At 64.0% G+C, this 23,008-nt stretch carries 19 protein-coding genes and 1 pseudogene; 13 read left to right on the top strand and 7 right to left on the bottom strand.

The window, feature by feature from the left end; genetic code table 11:
• Positions 1 to 171 precede the first annotated feature (171 nt).
• Positions 172 to 2,742, top strand: coding sequence for a pectinesterase family protein (locus LJ737_RS13785; RefSeq protein ID WP_227766653.1), 2,571 nt, complete (start codon positions 172 to 174; stop codon positions 2,740 to 2,742).
• An 86-nt stretch (positions 2,743 to 2,828) separates the two neighbouring features.
• Here LJ737_RS13785 and LJ737_RS13780 read toward each other — a convergent pair whose 3' ends face one another.
• Positions 2,829 to 3,176: a hypothetical protein gene (locus tag LJ737_RS13780; protein ID WP_227766651.1), complete on the bottom strand. Its 348-nt coding sequence runs from the start codon at positions 3,174 to 3,176 to the stop codon at positions 2,829 to 2,831.
• 150 nt (positions 3,177 to 3,326) lie between these two features.
• Between LJ737_RS13780 and pta the strand changes: the two genes are divergently transcribed.
• Positions 3,327 to 5,420: a phosphate acetyltransferase gene (pta, locus tag LJ737_RS13775; RefSeq protein ID WP_227766648.1), complete on the top strand. Its 2,094-nt coding sequence runs from the start codon at positions 3,327 to 3,329 to the stop codon at positions 5,418 to 5,420.
• Between the two features lie 108 nt (positions 5,421 to 5,528).
• On the opposite strand, the gene LJ737_RS13770 is transcribed toward pta, so the two are convergent.
• Entirely contained in the window at positions 5,529 to 6,869 is a 1,341-nt protein-coding gene (locus LJ737_RS13770) for a serine hydrolase (protein ID WP_227766647.1), read from the bottom strand.
• A 105-nt stretch (positions 6,870 to 6,974) separates the two neighbouring features.
• On the opposite strand from LJ737_RS13770, the pseudogene LJ737_RS27260 reads away from it, so the two are divergent.
• Positions 6,975 to 7,079: pseudogene (locus tag LJ737_RS27260) on the top strand (phosphate acyltransferase); the annotation flags it as partial.
• 232 nt (positions 7,080 to 7,311) lie between these two features.
• Entirely contained in the window at positions 7,312 to 8,250 is a 939-nt protein-coding gene (locus tag LJ737_RS13760) for a DUF808 domain-containing protein (RefSeq protein ID WP_227766642.1), read from the top strand.
• A gap of 84 nt (positions 8,251 to 8,334) precedes the next feature.
• Here LJ737_RS13760 and LJ737_RS13755 read toward each other — a convergent pair whose 3' ends face one another.
• Positions 8,335 to 8,853: an N-acyl amino acid synthase FeeM domain-containing protein gene (locus tag LJ737_RS13755; protein WP_227766640.1), complete on the bottom strand. Its 519-nt coding sequence runs from the start codon at positions 8,851 to 8,853 to the stop codon at positions 8,335 to 8,337.
• 258 nt (positions 8,854 to 9,111) lie between these two features.
• Between LJ737_RS13755 and LJ737_RS13750 the strand changes: the two genes are divergently transcribed.
• The 6 genes from LJ737_RS13750 to LJ737_RS13725 all read left to right on the top strand — a co-directional run bounded on the left by LJ737_RS13750 (position 9,112) and on the right by LJ737_RS13725 (position 16,920).
• Complete coding sequence (locus LJ737_RS13750) at positions 9,112 to 10,392, top strand: acetate/propionate family kinase (protein ID WP_227766638.1); 1,281 nt, start codon at positions 9,112 to 9,114, stop codon at positions 10,390 to 10,392.
• 126 nt (positions 10,393 to 10,518) lie between these two features.
• Positions 10,519 to 11,481, top strand: a complete 963-nt coding sequence (locus LJ737_RS13745) for a S41 family peptidase (RefSeq protein ID WP_227766637.1) — start codon at positions 10,519 to 10,521, stop codon at positions 11,479 to 11,481.
• Between the two features lie 45 nt (positions 11,482 to 11,526).
• Complete coding sequence (locus LJ737_RS13740) at positions 11,527 to 13,518, top strand: glycosyltransferase (protein WP_227766634.1); 1,992 nt, start codon at positions 11,527 to 11,529, stop codon at positions 13,516 to 13,518.
• Between the two features lie 146 nt (positions 13,519 to 13,664).
• Positions 13,665 to 14,792: a lipase family protein gene (locus LJ737_RS13735; protein WP_227766633.1), complete on the top strand. Its 1,128-nt coding sequence runs from the start codon at positions 13,665 to 13,667 to the stop codon at positions 14,790 to 14,792.
• A gap of 214 nt (positions 14,793 to 15,006) precedes the next feature.
• The gene (locus LJ737_RS13730) at positions 15,007 to 16,233 is read left to right on the top strand and encodes a pyridoxal phosphate-dependent aminotransferase (protein WP_227766631.1); all 1,227 of its coding nucleotides are present in this window, start codon (positions 15,007 to 15,009) and stop codon (positions 16,231 to 16,233) included.
• Positions 16,234 to 16,359: 126 nt separating this feature from the next.
• On the top strand, positions 16,360 to 16,920 hold the full coding sequence (locus LJ737_RS13725) for a YfiT family bacillithiol transferase (protein WP_227766629.1): 561 nt from the start codon (positions 16,360 to 16,362) through the stop codon (positions 16,918 to 16,920).
• An 88-nt stretch (positions 16,921 to 17,008) separates the two neighbouring features.
• Here the strand turns inward: LJ737_RS13725 and LJ737_RS13720 are convergent, their stop codons facing one another.
• Positions 17,009 to 17,278 carry a TenA family protein gene (locus LJ737_RS13720; protein ID WP_227766627.1) on the bottom strand — a complete coding sequence of 90 codons (270 nt, stop codon included), beginning with the start codon at positions 17,276 to 17,278 and terminating at the stop codon, positions 17,009 to 17,011.
• Between the two features lie 184 nt (positions 17,279 to 17,462).
• Here LJ737_RS13720 and LJ737_RS13715 point away from each other — a divergent pair, with 184 nt between their 5' ends.
• Positions 17,463 to 18,473: a bifunctional heptose 7-phosphate kinase/heptose 1-phosphate adenyltransferase gene (locus LJ737_RS13715; protein ID WP_227766625.1), complete on the top strand. Its 1,011-nt coding sequence runs from the start codon at positions 17,463 to 17,465 to the stop codon at positions 18,471 to 18,473.
• Positions 18,474 to 18,715: 242 nt separating this feature from the next.
• On the opposite strand, the gene hemE is transcribed toward LJ737_RS13715, so the two are convergent.
• From hemE to LJ737_RS13700, 3 genes are all read right to left on the bottom strand, one after another.
• A complete protein-coding gene (gene hemE, locus LJ737_RS13710; RefSeq protein WP_227766899.1) occupies positions 18,716 to 19,765 on the bottom strand; it encodes a uroporphyrinogen decarboxylase in 1,050 nt (349 codons plus the stop codon).
• A gap of 80 nt (positions 19,766 to 19,845) precedes the next feature.
• A complete protein-coding gene (locus LJ737_RS13705) occupies positions 19,846 to 20,334 on the bottom strand; it encodes a hypothetical protein (RefSeq protein ID WP_227766623.1) in 489 nt (162 codons plus the stop codon).
• 1 nt (position 20,335) lies between these two features.
• Entirely contained in the window at positions 20,336 to 20,953 is a 618-nt protein-coding gene (locus LJ737_RS13700; protein WP_227766621.1) for a MarC family protein, read from the bottom strand.
• Positions 20,954 to 21,091: 138 nt separating this feature from the next.
• Between LJ737_RS13700 and purE the strand changes: the two genes are divergently transcribed.
• Positions 21,092 to 21,637, top strand: coding sequence for a 5-(carboxyamino)imidazole ribonucleotide mutase (purE, locus tag LJ737_RS13695; protein ID WP_227766619.1), 546 nt, complete (start codon positions 21,092 to 21,094; stop codon positions 21,635 to 21,637).
• Between the two features lie 130 nt (positions 21,638 to 21,767).
• Positions 21,768 to 22,961: an endonuclease/exonuclease/phosphatase family protein gene (locus tag LJ737_RS13690; protein WP_227766617.1), complete on the top strand. Its 1,194-nt coding sequence runs from the start codon at positions 21,768 to 21,770 to the stop codon at positions 22,959 to 22,961.
• Positions 22,962 to 23,008: the final 47 nt, after the last annotated feature.

The following is a 23,008-nucleotide window of genomic DNA, read 5'->3' as shown; positions in this document are numbered from 1 at the left end:
GAACGATGCCAGTAGTTATTCCCGGGAAATGCTTGGCGAGGCCGCGGCGGGCGTCCACCTTAGGGCACTGAAAACGATTCCGAAGCCGGCGTAATCTGCTTGCCGCTTTCGGAATAGGTGGAGTAGCAAGGGCCGAACGGCCCGGTGCCTGCCGCCTCAACGCCTTTGCCTATGACCCCAACCTCTACCCGTCGCCGGCGCAGCTGGCTGAGCCTATTGTTGCTGCTGCTAAGCCTGAGCGCCTACGCCCAAACCTACGACGCCGTGGTGGCCAAAGACGGCAGCGGCACCTACGCCACGGTGCAGGCGGCCGTCAACGCCGCGCCCGCGGGCCGCACCACGCCCTGGGTTATCTTCATCAAGAACGGCAAGTACCGCGAGAAGCTGACCGTGCCGGCCTCCAAGCCGTTTTTGCAGCTGGTCGGGGAGAGCGTGGCCAACACGTTCATTACCTGGAACGACGCCAACACGCCCACGTTTCCGGGCAACTCGTCCACGGTCATCGTCAACGCCTCGGACTTTTCGGCCCTGAACATCAGCTTCGAAAACTCCTTTGGCGAGTCGCCGCAGGCCCTGGCCATGTACACCACCGGTGACCGAATAGCCTTCAAGAACTGCCGCTTTCTGGGCGGGCAGGATACGATGCAGCTGAACTCGGGTGTCGGCAACCGCAACTACTTCAAGGACTGCTACATCGACGGGGTGGTTGACTTCATCTTTGGCAGCGCCCGGGGCGTGTTCGAAACCTGCATGATCTACCCCAAGACGCGGCAGAACGGCGGCAGCCTGGGCTACATCACGGCGGCCAACACCCAGCCCGGCCAGCCCTATGGCTTCGTGTTCCGCAACTGCACCATTCTTAACAACCGCGGCGTGACCACCTACACCCTGGGCCGCCCCTGGCAAAACGACGCCGGCTCGACCGCCACCGACCGCTCGCACACGAAAGTGGTGTGGCTGAATGCGACGATGGGCTCGACCATCCGGCCGGTGGGCTGGCAGCTCTGGGACGCGGGCACCGTGCCCAGCGTCATCACCTACGCCGAGTACAAAAGCCGCGACTTCAGCGGCAACCTGGTCGACGTGAGCCAGCGCATTGCTTGGTCGCAACAGCTCACCGACGCCGACACCGCGCAGTACACCCGCGCCGCCGTGCTCGGTAGCTGGAACCCCTGCGCCCTGCCGGGCTTCTGCGGCAGCGCGCCCGCGCCCATTGCCGTGGCCAACTTCCGGGCGGTGAAGGGCACGGGCACCACGCCCTCCGCGCTGACCTGGAACCTGAGCTGGCCCATCGGCGGCGTGCAGTACCAGCTGCTGCGCAGCACCAGCCGCCGCGGCCCCTACGCCCCGGTGTATACAACTACCGGCGCCGTGGCTACCGACGTGAATTTCGGCACGACCGACGCCGTGCCGGCGGCCGGCACCTCGTACTTCTACTACGTGCAGGCCACGAAAACCGGCCTGGCTGCGCACCTCACCGACACGCTGCAGATTTCGAGCACGCCCACCATTACCACCAGCGGCACGCTGCAGGCCTTTTTGCAGGGCGTGGGGCTGCCCTCGGCGGCACAAACTCTGTTGGTAACGGGCGAGAACCTGACGGCGGGCTTGGTCGTGACGCCGCCGGCGGGCTATCAGGTTTCCGCCAACGGCGGCACTACCTGGTTTGGCAACGCCGCGCCGCTGACCCTGGCCCCGACGGCCGGGGCGGTGGCCAGCACCCCGCTGGCGCTGCGGCTGAATGCGGCCGCGGCCGGCGCCTACGCGGGCAACCTGACGCTGACCAGCCCGGGCGCCGCGCCCGTGACGCTGCCGCTGAGCGGCACGGTGCAAAGCAGCCCGCTGCCGCAGTCTATCCCGCTGCAGTGGTGGCCCCTGACGCGCAACAACCAGGACAGCGCGGCCGTGCGCGCGGCCCAGATGCTGGCCAGCGCGCCCACTTTCCGCAAGCTGGCGGTTTCCACCGGCTCGGCCACGGCCGTTATTCCGCCGTACTCGGCCCGCTACGGGCAGGCCTTTGCGCCCTCGGCCGAAGGCGGCTGGACGCCGGCCGTGGGCGGCAACGGCTCGAACCTGAACCGCACGTACTACGAGCAGTTCACCGTGCGGGGCACGCCCGGCAGCCCGCTGCGCCTCGATTCGCTGCTGCTGACCTCGTACGTGACCAGTTCCACCACCGGCACCAAGCTGGCCGTGGCGTGGTCGAAATCGGGCTTTGCCGCCGACTCGGCCGACGTAACCGGCGGCAGCGGCCCCGGCGGCCCGCTGCTGAGCACGGCCAACGGCGCCTTTGCCACGCCCATTCTGCTGGGCGCCCAAAGCACCTACCGCCTCTCGTTCGCCGGCGCCGCGGGCGTCACGCTGCAGCCCGGCCAAGCGCTGACCTTCCGCCTCTACTACAGCTGCGGCTCCACCACCGTCACCACCCGCTTTGCCACCTTGCGCAACGTGGTCGTGAAGGGCGAAGCCAGCATCGTCAACGGCACCCGCCCGGCCCGCAGCAGCGCCGTGCAGGCGTACCCCACCCCCGCCACTGAGCAATTAACCCTCACGCACCCGGCCGCGCCGGCCGACGCGCAGCTGGCCGTGTACACCGTGCTCGGGCAGTGCGTACGCCGGCTGCCGTGCGCCCCCGGCACCCGCGAAACCCAGGTGAGCCTGCGCGGCCTGGGCAGCGGGCACTACGTCGTGCACTACACCAGCGGCTCCCAGCGCTTCACCGTACCCGTCAGCAAGCTTTAGCGTGTACGTCAGGCTGGGAGGCCGGTGCCCAAAGCAACACCCGGTCCGCTGAGGACTGGCCTTGGTGGCCGGACGGCTCCATCTACTCAGATGGGGCCGTTCAGCGTTTTGGGCGTCACCCACACGGTTTTGTGTTCGTAAGGCTCGGTGCGGAGGATGCAGCCTTGGCCAACGGCATGCGGGTAGGTGCCGAATAGAATCGTGCTGCCGACCTGCAGGTAGGGCTCGAGCACCTCGGGAATGATGGTGGCAATGCGCACCACCGTCGGGGTATCTGCGTGCAGGCGCTCGGTTAACTGAAACTCCGAAGGGGTGGAGCCCGGCGCCTCGCGCCCCCACAGCGACATGCGGCGTGGGCCGCTCATGGGAAACTTCGGCCAATCCGCGTTGGTGGCGTAGAAGACGACTTCGGCTAGCAGGGTGACGTTTGTCATGCTACGGCGGCGGGCCAGCCCGGATGTTTGCGGCGCGAAAGCGCGGGCTTCGCCTGCTCAAGGATAGCAAGCAAACGAATTCTTGCGTAGGTACAGCCAAAACCCGCCTTCCGCGGTTCTGTTGCTGTCCACCCGAACGCACCCTCCGGCATGACCAAAACCGTTTTCATAGCCTCCGCCGAGCCCTACAGCGGCAAATCCCTCGTCACCCTGGGCCTGGTGAACATGCTGCTCAGCAAAGCCCAGAAAGTCGGCTACTTCAAGCCCGTGGTCAACGCGGCCACGGCCGACAAGCGCGACGCGCACATCGACACGGTGCTGCGCTATTTTCAGCTGCCGACGGCCTACGAGGACACCTTCGCCTACACCGGCGCGCAGGTGCTGCAACTGATGGAAAGTGAGCGGCAGGGCGAAATGATTGACACCATCATTCGTCGCTACAAACAACTGGAGGACGAGCACGACTTCATCGTGGTGGAAGGCACCGACTTTGTGGGGCAGGGCACAGCCTTCGAGTTCGACCTGAACGTGACCATTGCCAAAAACCTGGGCGTACCGGTGCTGCTGGTGGTGTCGGGAGAGGGCAAAACCACCGCCCAGATCATCAGCAGCACGCTCACGGCCCTGCGCGGCTTCGAAGCCCGCGAGGTGCCGGTGCTCACGGTGGTGGCCAACAAGGTAGGCCCCGAGCAGGTAGCCGACGTGCAGCAACTGCTGCGCGCGCAGCTGCCGGCCGAAACCGGCTTGTCGGTGATTCCCGAGGACAAAGCCCTGCTCAACCCTACCATGCGCGAAATCCACGAGGCGGTGGGCGGCAAGCTGCTCTTCGGTGAAGAGCTGCTCAGCAGCCAGGTCGACAACTTCGTCACGGGGGCCATGAACGTGCCCAACTTCCTGAACTACCTCAAGCCCAACGTGGTCATCGTCACGCCCGGCGACCGGGGCGACATCGTCATCTGCGCGGTGCAGGCCAATATGTCGGCCAGCTACCCCAAGGTGGCGGGCGTGGTGCTGACGGCCGGCTGGCAGCCCGAGGAGCCCATTCTGCGCCTGCTGCGCGGCCTGCAGGGCGTGATGCCCATTCTGGCCGTCGAGACGGGTACCTTCGAAACCAGCGCCCGGCTGGCGGCGGTGAAGTCGCGTATTTCCGCCGACAACCCCAAAAAGGTGCAGCTGGCCATCCAGACGTTTGAACGCTACGTAGACGTGCCCGCCCTGGACCGGCAGCTGGCCGCGTACCAGTCGGAGGGCATTACCCCGCACATGTTTCAGTACCGGCTGCTGCAGTGGGCCCGGCAGCAGCGCCGCCACATCGTGCTGCCCGAGGGCAACGACGACCGGATTCTGAAGGCCGCCGCGCTGCTCTTGCAGCAGGACGTGGTGGATTTGACCATCCTCGGCAACCCCGCCGAAATAGCCGCCTCGGCCAAGCGCCTGGGGCTGAACCTGCCGCTGGGCCATTTGCGCGTCATCGACCCGGTGCACTCCGAGTACTACGAGGACTACGTGCAGACCTTCTACGAGCTGCGCAAGGCTAAGGGCGTGAACGAGGACATGGCCCGCGACCTGCTGCGCGACGTGTCGTACTTCGGCTCGATGATGGTGTACAAGGGCCACGCCGACGGCATGGTGTCGGGGGCGGTGCACACCACCCAGCACACCATCCGGCCGGCCCTGCAGTTCATCAAAACCAAGCCGGGCATCTCGCTCGTGTCGTCGGTGTTTTTCATGTGCCTGCCCGACCGCGTGGCCGTGTTCGGCGACTGCGCCGTGAACCCCAACCCCACGGCCGAGCAGCTGGCCGAAATTGCCATTTCCTCGGCCGAAAGCGCACAGCGCTTCGGCGTGGCGCCGCGGGTGGCCATGCTTTCGTACTCCTCGGGCACCTCCGGCGAGGGCGCCGAAGTCGACAAGGTGCGCCGCGCCACCGAGCTGGTGCGCCAGCTGCGTCCCGACTTGCCGGTGGAAGGCCCCATTCAGTACGACGCCGCCGTGGACCCGTTGGTGGGCCAGCAGAAGCTGCCCGGCTCGGCCGTGGCGGGCCAAGCCAGTGTGCTCATCTTCCCCGACCTGAACACCGGCAACAACACCTACAAGGCCGTGCAGCGCGAAACCGGCGCCCTGGCCATCGGCCCGGTGCTGCAGGGCCTGAATAAGCCGGTAAACGACCTGAGCCGCGGCTGCACCGTCGACGACGTGTTTAACACGGTTGTCATCACAGCCATCCAGAGCCAGCAAGGGTAGGAGCGGAGCAGTACACGGACGGCCGTAGCTAAGGGGCGTCGAGGTTTCAACTCTGGCTGAAACATCGATGCCCCTTGAATTTGCGTGGGTAATTTTTGTGCGGTGCTGTTATATCTTGTCGGCTATTTTTGTCGCCAATCCCTGTTTTATTTTTAGTTGGACGATTTTATCGTCTTTAGAAATAAATTCCAAGGCCATGTCCTCGTCGTTGATAAAGAAACGGTTTTCGCTTTCTGCCAACAGCTTCACCTTGTCTCCGTTGTTTATTCTCATAAAGAGTTTATCGGCTTCTTGTGATATTTCTAATTTGTAATTAGCTGATACTTCGAAGAAGCCAGTGTATCGGAGTAGCGCCTTTTCTCCTAGTTTAATTTCCTGTTGGGGCTTAGGGATACTGTATGGTTTATTTCGTAACGCGGCGTACATAGATTTGCCTGTTTTTTCTAAAGTCGTCGAGGTTATATTGTTTAGAAGGATAATGCAGGTTTGGTGCTCGGGTGAGAACAGAAAGTAGCTGGTAGCGCCTGGGATATTGCCGCCATGATCAATAACTCGGTCGCCGTGTATCACGTCGAGAAACCAGCCGTACCCATAATGTCCTAGAAGAGGATTGGTCGCTTGTTCTAACGTTTGCTCTGATACAATTTTAAAGCTACTCAGGCCCTCGTAGAACTTAAGAAGGTCTCCCGCAGTGCTGTACAAAGCACCGGATGAATATGTCAGGTTTGAATTCCAAATTTTTACCTCGGCTTGCCTTGTGGGTGATAAATAAGCGTAATTGGTGACTTTGTTGTCGTCCTGCAGCTTCTGAAAGTTGAAGCCGCTCTTCTTCATCTGCAGGGGACCAAAAATATACTTGCTAACGGCCGCGGAATATGGCAGCCGCGTTACTTTTTCAATAATGACACCCAGTAAGTCGTAGCCGGAATTGGAGTAGCTAAACTTACTGCCGGGCTCAAAATCAAGCGGCTCGTTTTTGAAAAAGCCCATGACTTCCGCGGGCTTGAACGCATGGTCAGCCACTACTTGCTCTAGGTACTTTGGGTTTCTGAGCGGTTCGTAAATACCAGCTGTATGCGTAAGCAAATGTTTTAGCTGTATTTGGCTGCCTCGCGGGTAATCGGGTATGAATTTGCTAACGGGGTCAGTTAACGATAACTTGTTTTCTTCGACAAGCTTTAAAATCACCAGAGCAGTAAACGGTTTAGTTAATGAACCGACGGGATATATGCTGTTGCTGGTATTTAGCTTCTTGGTAACCGCATCTTGATAGCCAAAGCTTTTTTCATACACTGTTTTGTGGTCTTGGGTAACCAAGGCTGTTCCATTGAATTTATGGACCGAAGCGTATGCGTTTAGCAGGGTGTCAATTTTGCCGTAGCCACTTTGTGCCCTTGCTGAAATAATGGTTGATAAGCATAAGACGATTGTTTGTAGTTGTCTTCTCATAAAAATCAAGCTGCTGTTTTAGAGCAAGTTTATACCAACATCCGAATTGCCGTTATTGGCAATCAGCGGCGAAGCTCGGTAATCTGGCAATGCCATACAACGGACCCGGTATTGCCGGGCCTGAACAAGCCCGTACATGACCTGAGCCGCGGTGGCACCGTCGGCGACGTGTTCAACACCGTCGTCATCACGGCTAACCAGAGCCAGCAGGGACTAGCCACCGGGGCCGGCGGGAGCGAAGACGTAATGCAGGCCCTCTTGCCCCGGGCCGGTGCTGCTGCCGGCACGCCGCAGCCACAAGCCGAATACCTTTGCCCGCTTCGGGCGTTGCGCCGACCGAGGCCGTCGAAGCACAACTTCGAGCGGCCAATTTCGGACCGCGAAATCAGCCGCTGCGTACGTCCTGACAAACCCACGTTCCTCCATAGCACCACCCGCCTGCATGCCTTCCGGATTTTTTGCCCTGTTAGATGATATTTCGGCGCTGGTGAAAGCCAGTGCCGCCAGCCTCGACGACGTGCCCGCGCAGGTGGCCAAAACCACCGGCAAGGTGTCCGGCATAGTCATCGACGACACGGCCGTGACGCCCAAATACGTGGTGGGCCTGGACCCCAGCCGGGAGCTGGCCATCATCTTCCAGATTGCCAAAAAGTCCCTCGTCAACAAGCTGCTGATTCTGAGCCCGGCGGCGCTGCTGCTCGGGTATTTTGCGCCCTGGGCCATCACGCCCATTCTGATGCTGGGCGGCGCGTATTTGTGCTTCGAGGGCTACGAGAAAGTACATTCACTGTTCGGCCAGCACCCCGAGGCCGCAGCCGAAGACGAGGCGCTGCCGACCATTACACCGGAGGAGCTGGAGCAGCAGCGGGTGGCCGGGGCGGTGCGCACGGACATCATCCTGTCGGCCGAAATCATGGCCATTGCCTACAGCCAAGTCACCGATCAGCCGATAGTAAACCAAATCCTGGTCATGCTGGCGGTGGCGGTGGTCATCACCGTGGGCGTGTATGGTTTCGTGGGGCTGATTGTGAAAATGGATGATATCGGCCTGCACCTAGCCCAGGACAAGCACGGCGCCGCCACCCAACACCTCGGCCGCGGCATCGTGCGGTTCATGCCGCATTTCCTGCGGATTCTGAGCTACGTCGGGACGGCCGCCATGCTCTGGGTGGGGGCCGAAATCATTGCCCACGGCATTCCCGTCACCGCCCACTGGCTGCACGAGCTGGAACTTGCCCTGGCCGACGTGCCGGCCGTAGCCTGGCTGGCCAAGGCCCTGGCCTGCGGCGTGTTTGGGCTGATGGTGGGGTTTGTGGTCGAGAAAATCGTGGGACTGGTGAAGAAGGTATGGCCGGGCAAGAAGGAGGGCAGCGCGGGCTGAACCAGAACTTCGCCAGCCAGTGAATAAACCCCAGCGGCCGCGCCGCCGGTGCCCCGGCTACCGCCGGGTTCGTGCGAGCGGCAACTACTTGATCAGGGCAAACGCTTCGAGCTGATCTGCGGCGCCGTTGCCCCAATCGTATTCGACGGAGCCCACCGGGTGGAACCCCAACCTTTTAACCGCGTTGGTCCGCTCGGGGATGATAAAGCACAGCGCAAATGCAACCGAGGGCGTTTGGAGAATAAAGTCTTTGACCGCATGATCGAGTTGCAGCATGACCCGGCCAGTCCGGTAATCGGGGTGGACTGCCGTGCGGCCGCAGTACGCGAACGTGCCAGTTGGGGGCACGTCCAGCTGGGAAATGTCCTCGGGCAGCAAGCTCCGGTCCTCGATGACGGCCGCGCGGACCGACCCGATGATTTCGGTGCCGTCTTCCACAATCCAATGGTAAGTCGTGGCGAGTGGGTCCAATTCGTCGAAGTAGCCGTTGGGGTATTTCTCGCCGTTGACGTATTCCGCATAGGGCGAGGCTTCGTAGGCCTTCACCCGAAGCCGGTAGATATCCTGCAGCCGACTTTTGTCGGTTAATAGCTTGGCTTCCATGGGACAAGAAAATTAGGGGTGACAAAAAGCGTCCGCGAATCGATTGGGTTCTTAAACTAGGCAATGTGACCCGGCAAGTCAACGGGCGCTGGCCGGGTGGAGCGCCGTGCCGGAGGGCCGCCAAGCCACCCGCCACCTCTAGGCGCCCCGCAAACGGCTGCGGGCGTACTTTGCCACGTAACCACCGCGCGGCCCCGCACCGCGTAAGTGCTAGCTCCGTCTGCTGCGGCGGACTGGGCGCCCCGAACCAACTTCTGCATGAACATCTTCGTCGTCAACTCCGGTAGCTCGTCCATCAAGTACCAACTGTTCCGCTGGCCCGCCGAGCAGCCCGTGTGCGCGGGCCTCGTGGAGCGCCTCGCCCTCCCCGATTCGGTTATTACGCACACCGTGTTCAGCCCCGACGGGGAGCCGCGCAAGCAGCAGCGCACCCTCGCGCTGCCCGACCACGCCGCCGGCCTGCGCGAGGTGGTGGGCCTGCTCACGGCTGCCGAAACCGGCGTCATCCGGGACCCGGCCGACATTGCCGTCGTCGGGCACCGAGTGGTGCACGGCGGGGAGAAATTTGCCGCCACCACGCTGATTGACGCCGCAGTAAAGGCCGAAATCAAGCGGCTGTTTGCCCTGGCCCCGCTGCACAACCCGGCCAATTACCTCGGCATCGAAGTCTGCGAAGAGCTGTTTCCGCAGGCCCAGCAGGTGGCCGTGTTCGACACGGCCTTTCACCAGACCCTGCCTGCGCACGCGTTTCGCTACGCCTTGCCCGCCGCGCTCTACCACGAGCACGGCATCCGCGTCTACGGCTTCCACGGCACCAGCCACCAGTACGTGGCCGCCCGCGCCGCCGAGCACCTCGGCAACCCCGCCGCCCGCCTCGTCACGGTGCACCTGGGCAACGGCTGCAGCATGGCCGCCGTGCAGGCCGGCCGCTGCCTCGATACCAGCATGGGCTTTGGCCCGCTCAGCGGCCTGGTGATGGGCACCCGCTCCGGCGACCTCGACCCCTCGGTGATTTTCCACTTGGTGCAGCAACTCGGCTACTCGGTGGACGAGGTCAGCGCCCTGCTCAACAAGCAGAGCGGCATGCTGGGCCTGACCGGCCACAGCGACATGCGCGACGTGGGCGCGGCCGTAGCCGCCGGCGACCCGGAAGCCGCGCTGGCGCTGGAACTCTACGCCTACCGCATCAAGAAGTACCTCGGGGCCTACGCCGCCGTGCTCGGCGGGCTCGACGCGGTAGTGTTCACGGCCGGGGTAGGGGAGAACGACGCCGCCGTACGCCGATTGGCTTGCGCAGGGCTGGCGTTTCTAGGTATCGAGGTCGACGAAGCGCGCAACGCCGTCCGCAGCCGGGAGCTGCGCGAAATCAGCCCGGAAGGTGCGGCCGTGAAGGTGCTGGTGGTGCCCACGAACGAAGAGCTGGAAATAGCCCGGCAGTGCGCGGCGCTGCTGGAAGCGGCTGGTGAGCCAGCTTCGGGCGCACGAACCCAGTCGGTAGGGTACTCCCGCTGGTCTTTCATGCGTTCAACCGGTAATTAGCAGGTCGCCATGCATGGAATTCCTGCACGTCAGCGTTACCTGTAGATCAACGACGTCCAGGCCGCAGCGCGAGGCCGCAAATCGGTTCGTTGACCTGATAACTACCCATTTTTTATCCGCCGACCCATGATCCGGAATGCTCTACTCCTCCTGTGTTGCGCGCTGTGTGCTCGGTCCGGCGCGGCCCAGATTCTTTCCCCGGCGGCCGAAAAATACCTCGACGACGCGCTGGATCTGATGCAGCGGCACTCCATCAACCGGGACAACATCGACTGGCCGCAACTGCGGCAGCAGGTAAAGAGCCGGGCTTTCCAGGTGAGCAGTATCCCCGAAACCTACACCCTGATTCAGGCCGCGCTGCGCGGCCTCGACGACAACCACAGCGGTTTCACAGCCGCCTCGGCCCTGGCGGCGCGCACGCAACGGCAGGCCGCCGAGCTGAAGGAGCCCGTCCCCGCGCCCCCGGTGCTGCCCGCCGGCGTGGGGTACCTGCGCATTCCCCACTTCAGCAGCGGCAACGACTCCCTGGCCCGGCAGTACGTGGCGCAGCTGCACGCCCAGATCCGGCGGCAGGACGGACCCGCGCTCCGCGGCTGGGTGGTCGATTTGCGGGGCAATACCGGTGGCAACATGTGGCCCATGCTCATCGGCGCCGGGCCGGTGCTGGGCGAGGGGGTAGCGGGCTACTTCGATGATTTGCACGGCCGCGCCACCGAGTGGGGCTACCGCGCGGGGCAAGCCTACATTGGCGAGCAGCCCCCCATGCAGCTGGCGCCTGAGTTGCGCTGCCAGCGTCCGGGGCTGCCGGTGGCGGTGCTTACCGACGAGCGAACGGCCAGCTCGGGGGAGGCCCTGGCGGTGGCCTTCCGGGGGCGGCCCCGTACCCGCAGCTTCGGCATCGGCACCTACGGCGTGTCGACGTCCAACCAGTCGTTTCGCCTCGCCGACGGGGCCCGGCTGAATCTGACCACCGCCGTAATGGCCGACCGCAGCTGCCGCCCGTACGGGCACAGCGTGACGCCCGACGAGGTGGTGGATGATAGTGAAGTGCTGGCGCAGGCCGTCCGCTGGATTCAGGCGCAGCCCTGAAAAGCCGCAATCCTGCGTAACTTTCGCAGTCCGTATTGCCCGCCCGTGCCCGCCCCGACCAAGCTTTCCGTCGTTATTGTCAACTACAACGTCTGCTACTTCCTGGAGCAGACGCTGCTGTCGGTGCGCCGGGCGGTGGAGAAGCTCGCGCAGCCGGTGGAGGTGTTCGTGGTCGACAACAACTCGGTGGACCGCTCCGTGGCCATGGTGCGGCAGCGCTTCCCCGAGGTCATCCTCATCGAAAACCACGACAACCCGGGCTTCTCGAAGGCCAACAACCAAGCCCTGCGCGTGGCCACCGGCGAGTACCAGCTGCTGCTGAACCCCGACACGGTGGTGGAGGAAGATACCTTCCTGCGTTGTTGCGAGTTCATGGACGCGCACCCCGACTGCGGCGGCCTGGGCGTGAAAATGCTCGACGGGCAGGGCAAGTTTCTGCCCGAGAGCAAGCGCGGGCTGCCCACGCCCTGGGTGGCCTTTTACAAGGTGTTTGGGCTGGCGGCCGTTTTCCCCCGGTCGCGGCGCTTCGGGCGCTACCACCTCGGCTTCCTCGACAAAGACCAGACCCACGAAATCGAGGTGCTCAGCGGGGCGTTTATGCTCATGCGCAAGGCCGCGCTGGACCAGGTCGGGCTGCTCGACGAGGACTATTTTATGTACGGCGAGGACATCGACCTCTCGTACCGGCTCACGCAGGGCGGCTGGAAGAATTACTACTACCCCGGCACCCGCATCATTCACTACAAGGGCGAAAGCACCAAGCGCACCAGCGTGAACTACGTGTTCGTGTTCTACCGCGCCATGGTCATCTTCGCCCGCAAGCACTTCGCGCCGCAGCGGGCGGGCACGTTTTCGCTGCTGATCAATATGGCCATCTGGCTGCGCGCCGGGGTGGCCATTGCGCGGCGCTTCTGGGACTCGGCCTGGCCCATTCTGCTCGACGCGCTGATCATCTTCGTGGGCATGTACTTCCTGAAGGAGTACTGGGAAGACAACCACAAGTACGTGCCCACGCCTTACCCGCCGCAGTACATGCTGGTGGCCGTGCCGGCCTATATCGGGCTGTGGCTGGGCTCGAGCTACCTCAGCGGGGCCTACGACGAGCCCACCAAGTCCGCGCGCATCGTGCGCGGGGTGTTTTTCGGCACCGTCATCATTTCGGCGGCCTCCAACTTCCTCGATGCCTGGCGCTTTTCCAAGGCGCTCATCGTGCTCGGGGGCGTGTGGGCGGTGGCGGCCATGGTGGGCCGGCGGCTGGTGCAGCACTTTCTGCGCTACCGCGACCTGCGCCTCTCGGAGCGGCGGCAGAAAAACATTGCCATCGTGGGCTCGGAGGCCGAAAGCCGCCGCGTGCGCCACCTGCTCGAAGCCGCCAGCGTGCAGGCCCGCATCATCGGCTTCGTGAGCCCCACCGCCGACGCGGCCGCCGCCGACGCGCCCGAGGACCTGCTCGGCTCCCTGCGCCAGCTCGACGAGGTGCTGCGCATCTACGCGCTGGACGAGCTGATTTTCTGCGGCAAGGACCTCTCGGCCGGCCAGATCATGGGCCGCATGGTGCAGCTGCAGCAGACGCACCCGAACGTGGCGTTCAAGATTTTGCCCGAGGACAGCCAGTACATCATCGGCTCGTCCTCGAAGGATTCGCCCGGCGACTATTACGCCCTGGACATCGAGCTGAACCTCTACAAGCCTCAGCAGCGCCGTGCCAAGCGCCTGGTGGACATCCTGCTCAGCCTGGGCCTTTTGGTGGGTGCGCCGCTGCTGGTGGGCCTGCAGCGCCAGGCCGGCGGCTACCTGCGCAACGTGTTGCGCGTGTTGGCCGGCCGCCGCACCTGGGTGGGCCTGCGCTACTCCGCCCCGCGCCAGGGCACGGCCCGGGCCGTTCTCTCGCCCGCCGACCACGCCGAGCCCGAAGGCGCCTTGCCGCTCACCGAGGCCACGCGCCGCCGCCTGGAGCTGCTCTACGCCCGCGACTACACCCCCGCCGACGACCTGCGCCTGGTGCTGCAGAACCTGCGCGGGCTGGGGCGGGAGTAAGGACGGGGCTGGCGCCAGCCGACCAGGGACAAGCAACTGGTACTTCGTGGCCGGGTTGCCGAGAAAAGCACGTAGAATTACCCTGTTGCGGACGCGCGGCGAGGCGGACATTTGGCCCATCCTCAACGCTTTAACCTCTTTGCTCCGTGGCAACTACTCCCGCTTTCCCCGCCTCCGCGCTTAGCAGCCCGGCCCCGCTCATCACCCCGCCCAACCCCATGCTGCCGCCGGCGGCTATCTTTTGCATGATAGCCTACGTCGACAACCCGAACGAGCCCAACGCGGGCGGGCAGCTCAACATCGAGGCGGCGGTGCAAAGCATCTTCCCGACCTGCAAGGTGGTGTGGTCGTCGACGAACACCTACGACGACAACTACGCCTACATCGTCCAGTCGCCCGACAACGAGTTTTTCCTGGCCGTGCGCGGGTCCCTGCCTTTCGAGGTCGACGGGCACACCGTCATCGACTGGGGCATCATTGCCAACTGGCTGCTGGAAGACTTCAAGGTGTACACGCAGAGCAAGTGGCCCTACGTGAACAGCGGCAAGGCCTACATTGCCAGCGGCACGATGGACGCGTTCAACAACATCAGCTCGGCCACCAATTACTTCGGCAACACCGGGGAGTCGGCCTTGAGCTACCTGCAGGACAACGCCGTGGCCCACGGCTACCCCGTCTACATCACCGGCCACAGCCTGGGCGGCAACGTGGCCAACGTGTACGCCTCCTACTTTGCCCAGCAGTGCCCGGCGGCCAACGCCTCGGTGTTCAGCTTCGCCGCCCCGGCCGCCGGCAACCAAGACTTCGTGACCGATCTGCAGGCCAAGTACCCGGCCGGCAAGGCCTACCACTACGAGATGAACAACGACATCATCCCGCGCTTCCCGGTGGTGGCCGCGGTGGAGTCGCTGGAAGACATGTTCCAGCCCAGCCCGCTGGCCACCGCCATTTCCGAGCTCGACGTGACGCTGGCCGACCTGCTGCAGGGCGTGGCCGACACGCTGAAATACGACGCCGACATCGACCTCATCGACCCCTACGTGGCCACGGAAATTACCTACGCCAGCTACCCACTCTCCCCGGCCTGGACGCAAAACACCTTCGGCGACTGGTTTGGGCAGGCGTCGTACCAGCACACGGCCTCGCACTACGCCAGCATTTTCTGGCAGAATACCGACGCCATTGTGGCCGCGCTGGCGCCTAAGATTACCAAGGCCCGGGCCGTGTACACCGCCGAGCCGGCCGCCGCGGCCAGCCCGGCGCCGCTGGCCTAACCGCCGGTTTAGTACTCCACCGCTCCCGTAAACCCGAAAAGCCCGGCGCCCGCGCGCCGGGCTTTTTTGTTGCCTCCGGCCTCCGGAAGCGCGGGCGCCGCCGGGTGCCGCGACGCCGGCAACTTGCTAGCTTTGCTAGGAGCGCCGGCAGCACCGGCTGCTGCTTACCTTTGCCGTTTATTCCCGTATTCCGAGCTTTTCAGCCTGCCCCGCCATGCCAACCGACGCCGCTGCCACGCCTGCCCTGTCCGTAATTTCCGACCGCATCAACGCACTCGAAGCCCCGCAGACCATCGAAATGGCCAAAAAGGCCCGGGCCCTGGCCGCCCAAGGCGTCGATGTGATTAGCCTGAGCTTCGGCGAGCCGGACTTTCAGACGCCGCAGTACATCAAGGACGCGGCCAAGCAGGCCATCGACGAGGGTTTCACCTTCTACACCCCGGTGCCCGGCATCCCGGAGCTGCGCCAGGCCATCTGCGACAAGTTTAAGCGCGACAACAACCTCGACTACAAGCCCGAAAACATCGTGGTGGGCACCGGCGCCAAGCAGGCCCTGGCCAACGCGGTGCTGGCCCTGGTCAACCCCGGCGACGAGGTCATCATCTTTTCGCCTTTCTGGGTGAGCTACGAGGAGATGGTGAAGCTGGCCGAGGGCGTGACCATTCGCCTGGACGGCGCCCTGGATAACGACTACAAAGTGACGGCCGCCCAGCTGGAAGCCGCCATCACGCCGCGCACCAAGCTCATCATGTACTCCTCGCCCTGCAACCCCACCGGCGCGGTGTGGTCGCGCGAGGAGCTGGGGGCCATTGCCGAGGTGGTGGCCCGGCACCCGCAGGTGCTGGTGGTGGCCGATGAGATTTACGAGTACATCAACTTCGTGGGCGAGCACGCCAGCCTGGCGCAGTTCGACGCGGTGAAAGACCAAGTCGTGACGGTCAATGGCTTCTCCAAAGGCTACGCCATGACGGGCTGGCGCATCGGCTACCTGGCCGCCCGCGCCGACGTGGCCGCCGCCTGCGAAAAGCTGCAGAGCCAGATTACCTCGGCCACCTGCTCCATCACCCAGCGCGCCGGCCTGGCCGCCCTGCAGGGCGGCCGCAGCTCCTCCGACGAAATGGTGGCCGCCTACCGTCGCCGCCGCGACCTGGTACTCGACATCGTGAAGGACATTCCGGGCCTGGTGACGCCCACGCCCGCCGGGGCTTTCTACATCTTCCCCGACGTGTCGGCCTACTTCGGCAAAACCACGCCCTCCGGCGACGTTATCCACTCCTCGCGCGACCTGGCCATGCACCTGCTCAACGACGGCCACGTGGCCGCCGTCGACGGCGGGGCCTTCGGGGCACCGCGCTGCCTGCGCTTCAGCACCGCCACCGCCGACGAGAAGCTGGTGGAGGCCTTCCGCCGGGTAAAGGAAAGCCTAGCGCGGTTGCGGTAAAAGTCGCTTCACGGTCGTCCCGTGCTCTGCGCCGCATGACAGAAGAATAATCACTGCAAAAGCCGCGCCCGGCCACCGGGCGCGGCTTTTTGCTTAAACTGCCAGCGCAATTCTCCTCACCTTGCTATGAGCCAAATCCCCGTTGCCCCGCTGCCCACCGACGAGCACCTGCGCTACCCCATCGGCCGCGTGCAGTTGCCCGAGGGCCCGCTCACGCCCGCCGAGCGCGCCGTGTACATCCAGCAGATTGCCGACCTGCCCGCCCAGCTGCGCGAAGCCGGCAAGGCCGCCGGTGGGGTGCGTCTGGAGCAGCCCTACCGCCCCGGCGGCTGGAACGGCCGCCAAGTTATCCACCACCTGGCCGACGCGCACCTGAACAACTACCTGCGCTTTCACCTGGCCCTGACCGAAGAACACCCCAGCATTCCGGCTTGGAACCCTAGCGCCTGGGTGGAACTGCCCGACGTGGCCGCCACGCCCGTCACGGTGTCGTTGGGCCTGCTGGAGCACCTGCACGCCCGCTGGGTGGTGCTGCTGCACCACCTCACCGCGGCCGACTGGCAGCGCACCTTCTACCACCCGGTATTCGACCGCGTCTACACGCTCGACCAAGCCCTGGTGCAGTACGCCTGGCACGGCCGGCACCACCTCGGCCACGTGCAGCTACTGGCGCGCGAAAACGCGTAGCGAATCGGGGCTTCTGCCCAAAAAATAACCGCCCCGCGCTGATTCCTCGTTGGAAGGAGCGCGGGGCGGTTGAGCCAGGGCCGGGGCCTTAGTGGGTGCCGTGGTGACCGTCGATGGCGTGGTCCATGGCTTCTTTGAAAGCGGCCATAATCTTTTCGCGCTCCTCGTTGGAGCTGTGGCGCAGCACGCGGTCCACCATGTTGCGGTAGACCTTCACCATGAAGCCAGGGCCGTAGGTAGAGAGAAAATCGTCGTGGATTTTGTCGAATGCCACTTTTTCCGCGTCGGAAATAGAAAGGGATAGGGCCAGCCAGGCTTTGGCGTTGTTGGCGAGGCTGGTTTTGAGGTCTTCGTCCATGCAAAAAGGAGGATAAGGAGGCGGTGAATAAGTCGTGGCGTGCCTCACTACCTCAACCCGGCTGCCCGTGGATTCGTGCCTCGGAAGGTACGCTTCTTTAGCCAGATAGGCCTTGGTCCGGAGTCCGATGCGGCGGGCAAGCACGCCCGGGCGTATCTTTGCGCCCTCATTTGCCTTGCTACTGATGCCCGCTGCTGCTTCGCCTGCTCCCGCTACGCTGCCCGACCTCTTCAATGCCTTCAACGACCTGACCGTGCTCATCGTGGGCGACGTGATGGTGGACGCTTACGTGTGGGGCAAAGCCACCCGCCTTTCGCCCGAAGCCCCGGTGCCGGTGGTCAACGTGACGCGTACCGAGCAGCGCCTCGGCGGGGCCGCCAACGTGGCCCTGAACGTGCAGGCCCTGGGCGCCACGCCGCTGCTGTGCGCCGTCATCGGCGACGACGCGGGCGGCGACCAGCTGCTGCACCAGCTGCACGAGCGGCACCTCTCCGCCGACGGCCTCGTGCGCAGCCAAGAGCGCCCCACCACCGTCAAGCAGCGCATTCTGGCCCACGACCAGCAACTGCTGCGTATCGACGCGGAGGTGGAAACCGACCTGTCGGCCACGGAGGACGCGGGGCTCACGGAAGCTTACACCCAGCTGCTGGGCCGCGCCGACGTGGTCATCTTCGAAGACTACGACAAGGGCGTACTCAACGCCGCGCGCATTGCCCGCTTCATCGAGCTGGCCCGGGCCCAGGGCGTGCCTACGGTGGTCGACCCGAAAAAGCGCAACTTCCTGGCTTACCGCGGCTGCACCCTGTTCAAGCCCAACCTGAAAGAGCTGCGCGAAGGCCTTAAACTCGACTTCGCCGACGGCGACAACGCCGGCCTGGAACACGCCGTGCAGGTACTGCGCGGCCACCTCGCCCCCGACATGGTGCTGGTGACCCTTTCGGAGCGCGGCGTGTTCTGCGACGCCGGCCGGGGCCCCATCTACCTGCCCGCCCATGTACGCGCCATTTCCGACGTATCCGGCGCCGGCGACACGGTTATCAGCATTGCCGCTCTGTGCGTGGCCCTGGACGTGGCTCCGGCCAGCATGGCCGCCCTGGCCAACCTCGGCGGCGGCTTGGTGTGCGAACAAGTGGGCGTGGTGCCCATCGAGAAAACGCGCCTGCTGCAGGAAGCCGAAGCCGCCCAAGTGCTGTAAAAAGCAATGGCAAAACGAGGAAACCGGCCCGGCATCCTAAGCCTTAGCGAAGGACCTTCCTCGCACCCCGCACCGCCGCTGCCGACGAAGTGCTGACGTTCTGATCAAACAGAAGCGCAGCCACCTTGCCCGGACGAAAGGGCGTTGGTGGCTGCGCTTTTGAGGTAGTGCTAGTAAGCGGAAGGTCCTTCGCTAAGGCTTGGGATGACGGACTTTCCCTAGGGTTTTTACAGCTTTTAAGCTTACGCCAAGTCCTGGCGCATGCGCAGGCTGTGCTCCTTCACCGTGTCGATGAACACGCGCACGCGGTCGGGGTTGGTGTCGGGGTACACGCCGTGGCCGAGGTTGGCAATGTGGCGCTGCGGGCCGAAGCGCTCCAGCATTTCGATGGTGGCGGCGCGCACCTGCTCGGGCGAGCCGTACAGCGCGCAGGGGTCCAGGTTGCCCTGCAGCGTCTTGTCGCCGACCAGAGGGCGCACTTTGCGCGGATCCTCGTTCCAGTCCAGGCCGATGGTGCGGCAGGGCAGCTGGGCGAAGTCCTGGTGGGCGAAGTAGGCGCCCTTGGCAAACACCGTCACCGGAATGTCGGCGGGCATGGCGGCGCAAATTTCGCCGATGTAGCTGGCCGAGAACGTGTGGTAGTGCTGCGGGTTGAGGATGCCGGCCCAGGAGTCGAACACCTGCAGCATGTTGGCCCCGGCTTCCACCTGGGCGCGCAGGTAGGCAATTGTGGTGTCGGTGATTTTGCGCAGCAGGGCGTGGGCCAGCTCCGGCTCCTGAAACAGCATGCGGCGGGCCTTGCTGAAGGTCTTGGAGCCGTGGCCTTCCACCATGTAGGCCAAGATGGTCCACGGGGCGCCGGCGAAGCCGATGAGCGGCACGCGCCCGTTCAGCGCCTTGCGCGTCACGCGCAGGGCTTCGAGCACGTAGCCCAGGTGCTCCTCGGGGTCGGCCACGCGCAGCCGCTCCACGTCGGCGGCCGACTTCACCGTCTCGGGGAACAACGGGCCGCGGGCTTCCACCATTTCGTAGGTCAGGCCCATGGCTTCGGGCACCACCAGGATGTCGCTGAAGATGATGGCCGCGTCCACGTCCAGCGCGTCGATGGGCTGAATGGTGACTTCGGCGGCCAGCTCCGGCGTCTCGACCAGCTCCTTGAACCCGCTGAGCTTGGCGCGCAGGGCGCGGTACTCGGGCAGGATGCGGCCGGCTTGGCGCATCAGCCACACGGGGGTGCGTTCGGTTTGTTCGCCGCGGGCGGCACGCAGGATCAGGTCGTTCTTCAGCATCAGCGCAGGGAGTTTCGGGCCGCAAAGATAACCCACGGGCGGCAGTGGCGCGCAGCTGATAGTTGTCAGGGCAACTATGACACTCAAGGAATGCTAATGGGGCCTTCCATGATGTGGATGAAGAGGTGTTTAGGCTCGTAAAGTTCTGCTACAACAGCATCTACTCCCTCGGGCGGTTCCATCTGCCTTATATGGTTAATATCTGCCTCGTCGAGCTTTTTGTAATTGAAGCCTACGAACACGTGCGTCAGCGGATTGCGCACGATAATCGTTGAATCCAGCCGCAACTGGTTCATGCTATTCACAACTCGGATGTGATGCTCCCCAGGCCGAATGCTCAGTTGATAGGTCTGAAACTGGTCACTGACATTGGTATAGCGGAAGGTGTCCTGCGCTACTACGGTGGTGTCCCAGCGGATGAGCAAGTCAGTGGCTGGCTGGGTTTTGCTGCTGTTTTCGACGTAGAACGTAACCTGATACGCCTGCTGAGCCGGTGGCTTGGTTGTCGTTGGATAGTCGCAACCCGCTAAGGAACTGATACCACTAAGCAGCAACAAGGGACGTGACTTCATCCTAGCTCTGAAACAGCGCCTTGATGGCCGTGGCCAGAAAGTTCACCCCGATGGCCAGGGTCAGAAAGCCCATGATGCGGGCCAGGGCGGCCATGCCGGGGCGACCCAGAAAGCGCGTCAGGCGCAGGGAGGACAGCAGAATCATGTAGCTGGCGGCGGCCACCAGCACGAAGCCAAAGAAAATCAGGCCCATGTCCAGCCAAGTCAGCTTCTCGGTGAAGAGGCCGATGCACACGGCCATGGAGCCCGGGCCCGAGAGCATGGGCATGGCCAGCGGGGTGAAGCTGATGTCGTCCTTGTGCATGCTCTCCTCCAAGGTGGCCTCCGATACCTTGGCGCGGTTGCCGCCCGGCGTGAGCAGGTCGAAGGCCGAGCGCATGAGCAGGATGCCGCCGGCAATGCGCAGGTGGTGAATGTTGATGCCGAAGAAGTTGAGCACGTACTGCCCGGCAAAAAACGACACCGCCAGCACGCCCACCATGTACATACAGGCGCGCAGCGCGGTGCGGGCCCGCTCCCCGGCCGATTCGTTTTCGGTCAGCGTCAGGAACACCGGCATGGCGCCGAAGGGGTTCACGACGGAAAACAGGGTGGTGAAGGTGGCGAGCAGTATTTCCATGCAACGGGCGAAAATCCGGCTAAAGGTAGGCCAGAAGGGCATACGAACGGGCCCGAAGTTGAGTATGTTTAGCAGCGGGTGCGCGGGCTTGTTGCCGGGCTGCGCGCCCGCCGCTTCATCCTTCCGGTTTTCGCTTACATGACCACCACTTCCCCCGCCGATACCACCCCCGATACGCCCACGCCCATTGTCGGCATCCTCGTGGGCGGGCAGTCCGATCTGCGCGTGATGAACGCCGCGGCCGAAATGCTGCGCCAGTTCCAGGTACCCTACGAACTGACCCTCGTCTCGCCCCACCGCACCCCGCACCGCCTGGTCGATTATGCCGAGTCGGCCCGCAAGCGCGGGCTGCGCGTCATCATTGCCGGCGGGGGCGGGGCGGCCCACCTACCCGGCATGGTGGCGGCCTTCACCACCATCCCTGTCATCGGCGTGCCCATCAACGTGGCCACCTCCATCGGCGGGCTCGACTCGATTCTGTCCATGCTGCAGATGCCCACCGGCGTGCCCGTGGCCACCGTGGCCCTCGACAACGCCGCCAACGCCGCCGTGCTGGCCGTGCAGATGCTGGCCCTGGGCAACGCCCGCCTCGCCGACGCGCTGGAGAAGTACCGCGCCGCCCTGCGCGACAAGGTGATGCGCACCGTGGATGAGTTGCGCAAAGGCGGGCTCGACGACATCTAGCCGTCCGGGAATTTCTGAGCAGGGTGCAATTTTGCAAACGACAAAGGCGGATTGCGGCCGGGCCGTGCAACCAACTCGGCGGGGCGTAGTACAACACCACAATTCCCCTGCTTCTCTCTCCCGCCCACCTGTGCAAACCTTGCTCTCGATAACCGTTCCGCACCTGCTCACCGGCCTCGTGGCCGCGCTGGGCGTGGCTGGGCTGGTGGCCACGTTGCTGCCGCTGATCCGGGCCACGGCCTGGTGGATTCGCATATTTGACTTTCCACGCCTGCAAATTGTGGGCGTTATGGCCGTGGTGCTGCCCGCCGCTCTGCTGCTCGATTTCTGGCACTGGCAAGACTATCCCTGGCTGGGCAGGGGCCTCGTGTTGGCTCTGGGCGCGGCCATCGTCTACCAGTTCGTGCGGATTTTGCCCTACACCCCGCTGATGCGCAAGCAGGTGGGCGACAGCAGCGTCGACAGCAGCCGCGGCCACGTAAGCCTGCTGATGATGAACGTGCTGCAGTACAACAAGCAGGGCGCACGGGCCTTGCAAGTCATCCGCGAAGCCGACCCGGACATCATCATGGCCGTCGAAACCGACCAGTGGTGGCTGGACCAATTGCGGCCCCTGCAGCAAACCCACCCCTACACCTGCCACGAACCGCTCGACAACACCTACGGCCTGCTGTTTTTCTCGCGCCTGCCGCTCATCGGCTGCCGCATCAAATACCTGCTCGACGACGACGTGCCCAGCCTCCACACCCGCGTGCAGATGCCCGACGGCACCAAGTTGCACGTGTACGGGCTGCACCCCAAGCCGCCCGCGCCGCAGGAATCCAAAACCAGCACCAAGCGCGACGCCGAGCTGCTGCTGGTGGGCAAGGAAATCGACCGCAAGGACGAGCCCACCATCGTGTTCGGCGACATGAACGACGTGGCTTGGTCGCACACGTCCGAGCTGTTTCGGCGCATCAGCGGGCTTATGGATCCGCGCGTGGGCCGGGGCCTGCTGCCCACCTTCCACGCTGAGTACCGCCTGCTGCGCTGGCCTCTCGACCACGTGTTCGTGTCCCCGCACTTCAAGGTCGACGACATGCAGCGCTTGCCCTACGTGGGGTCTGACCACTTCCCCATTTTCATCAAGCTCAGCTACGAGCCCCGCGACAAGCACGAGCAGGAAGCCAACCTCGAAGAAGCCGACGAATCGGACCACGTGGAGGCGCTGGAAAAAATCAAGGAGGGCTTCGAGGAAGAGGTGGAAGAAGAGCGCGAAGAAGCCAAGGCCGAGCCGGTGCGCAACGTGACCCGCGTGCGGCCAAACCGGTCGTTGTGGCTGTAGCCCACCACGCCGATCCGCCATAAAAAAGCCCCGCCGGAACGCTCCGG

The sequence above is a fragment of the Hymenobacter sp. 15J16-1T3B genome (assembly GCF_020711235.1).
Lineage (GTDB): Bacteria > Bacteroidota > Bacteroidia > Cytophagales > Hymenobacteraceae > Solirubrum.
The sequence above is the reverse complement of the archived record's forward strand: the minus strand, read 5'-3'. Positions and strand labels throughout refer to the sequence as shown.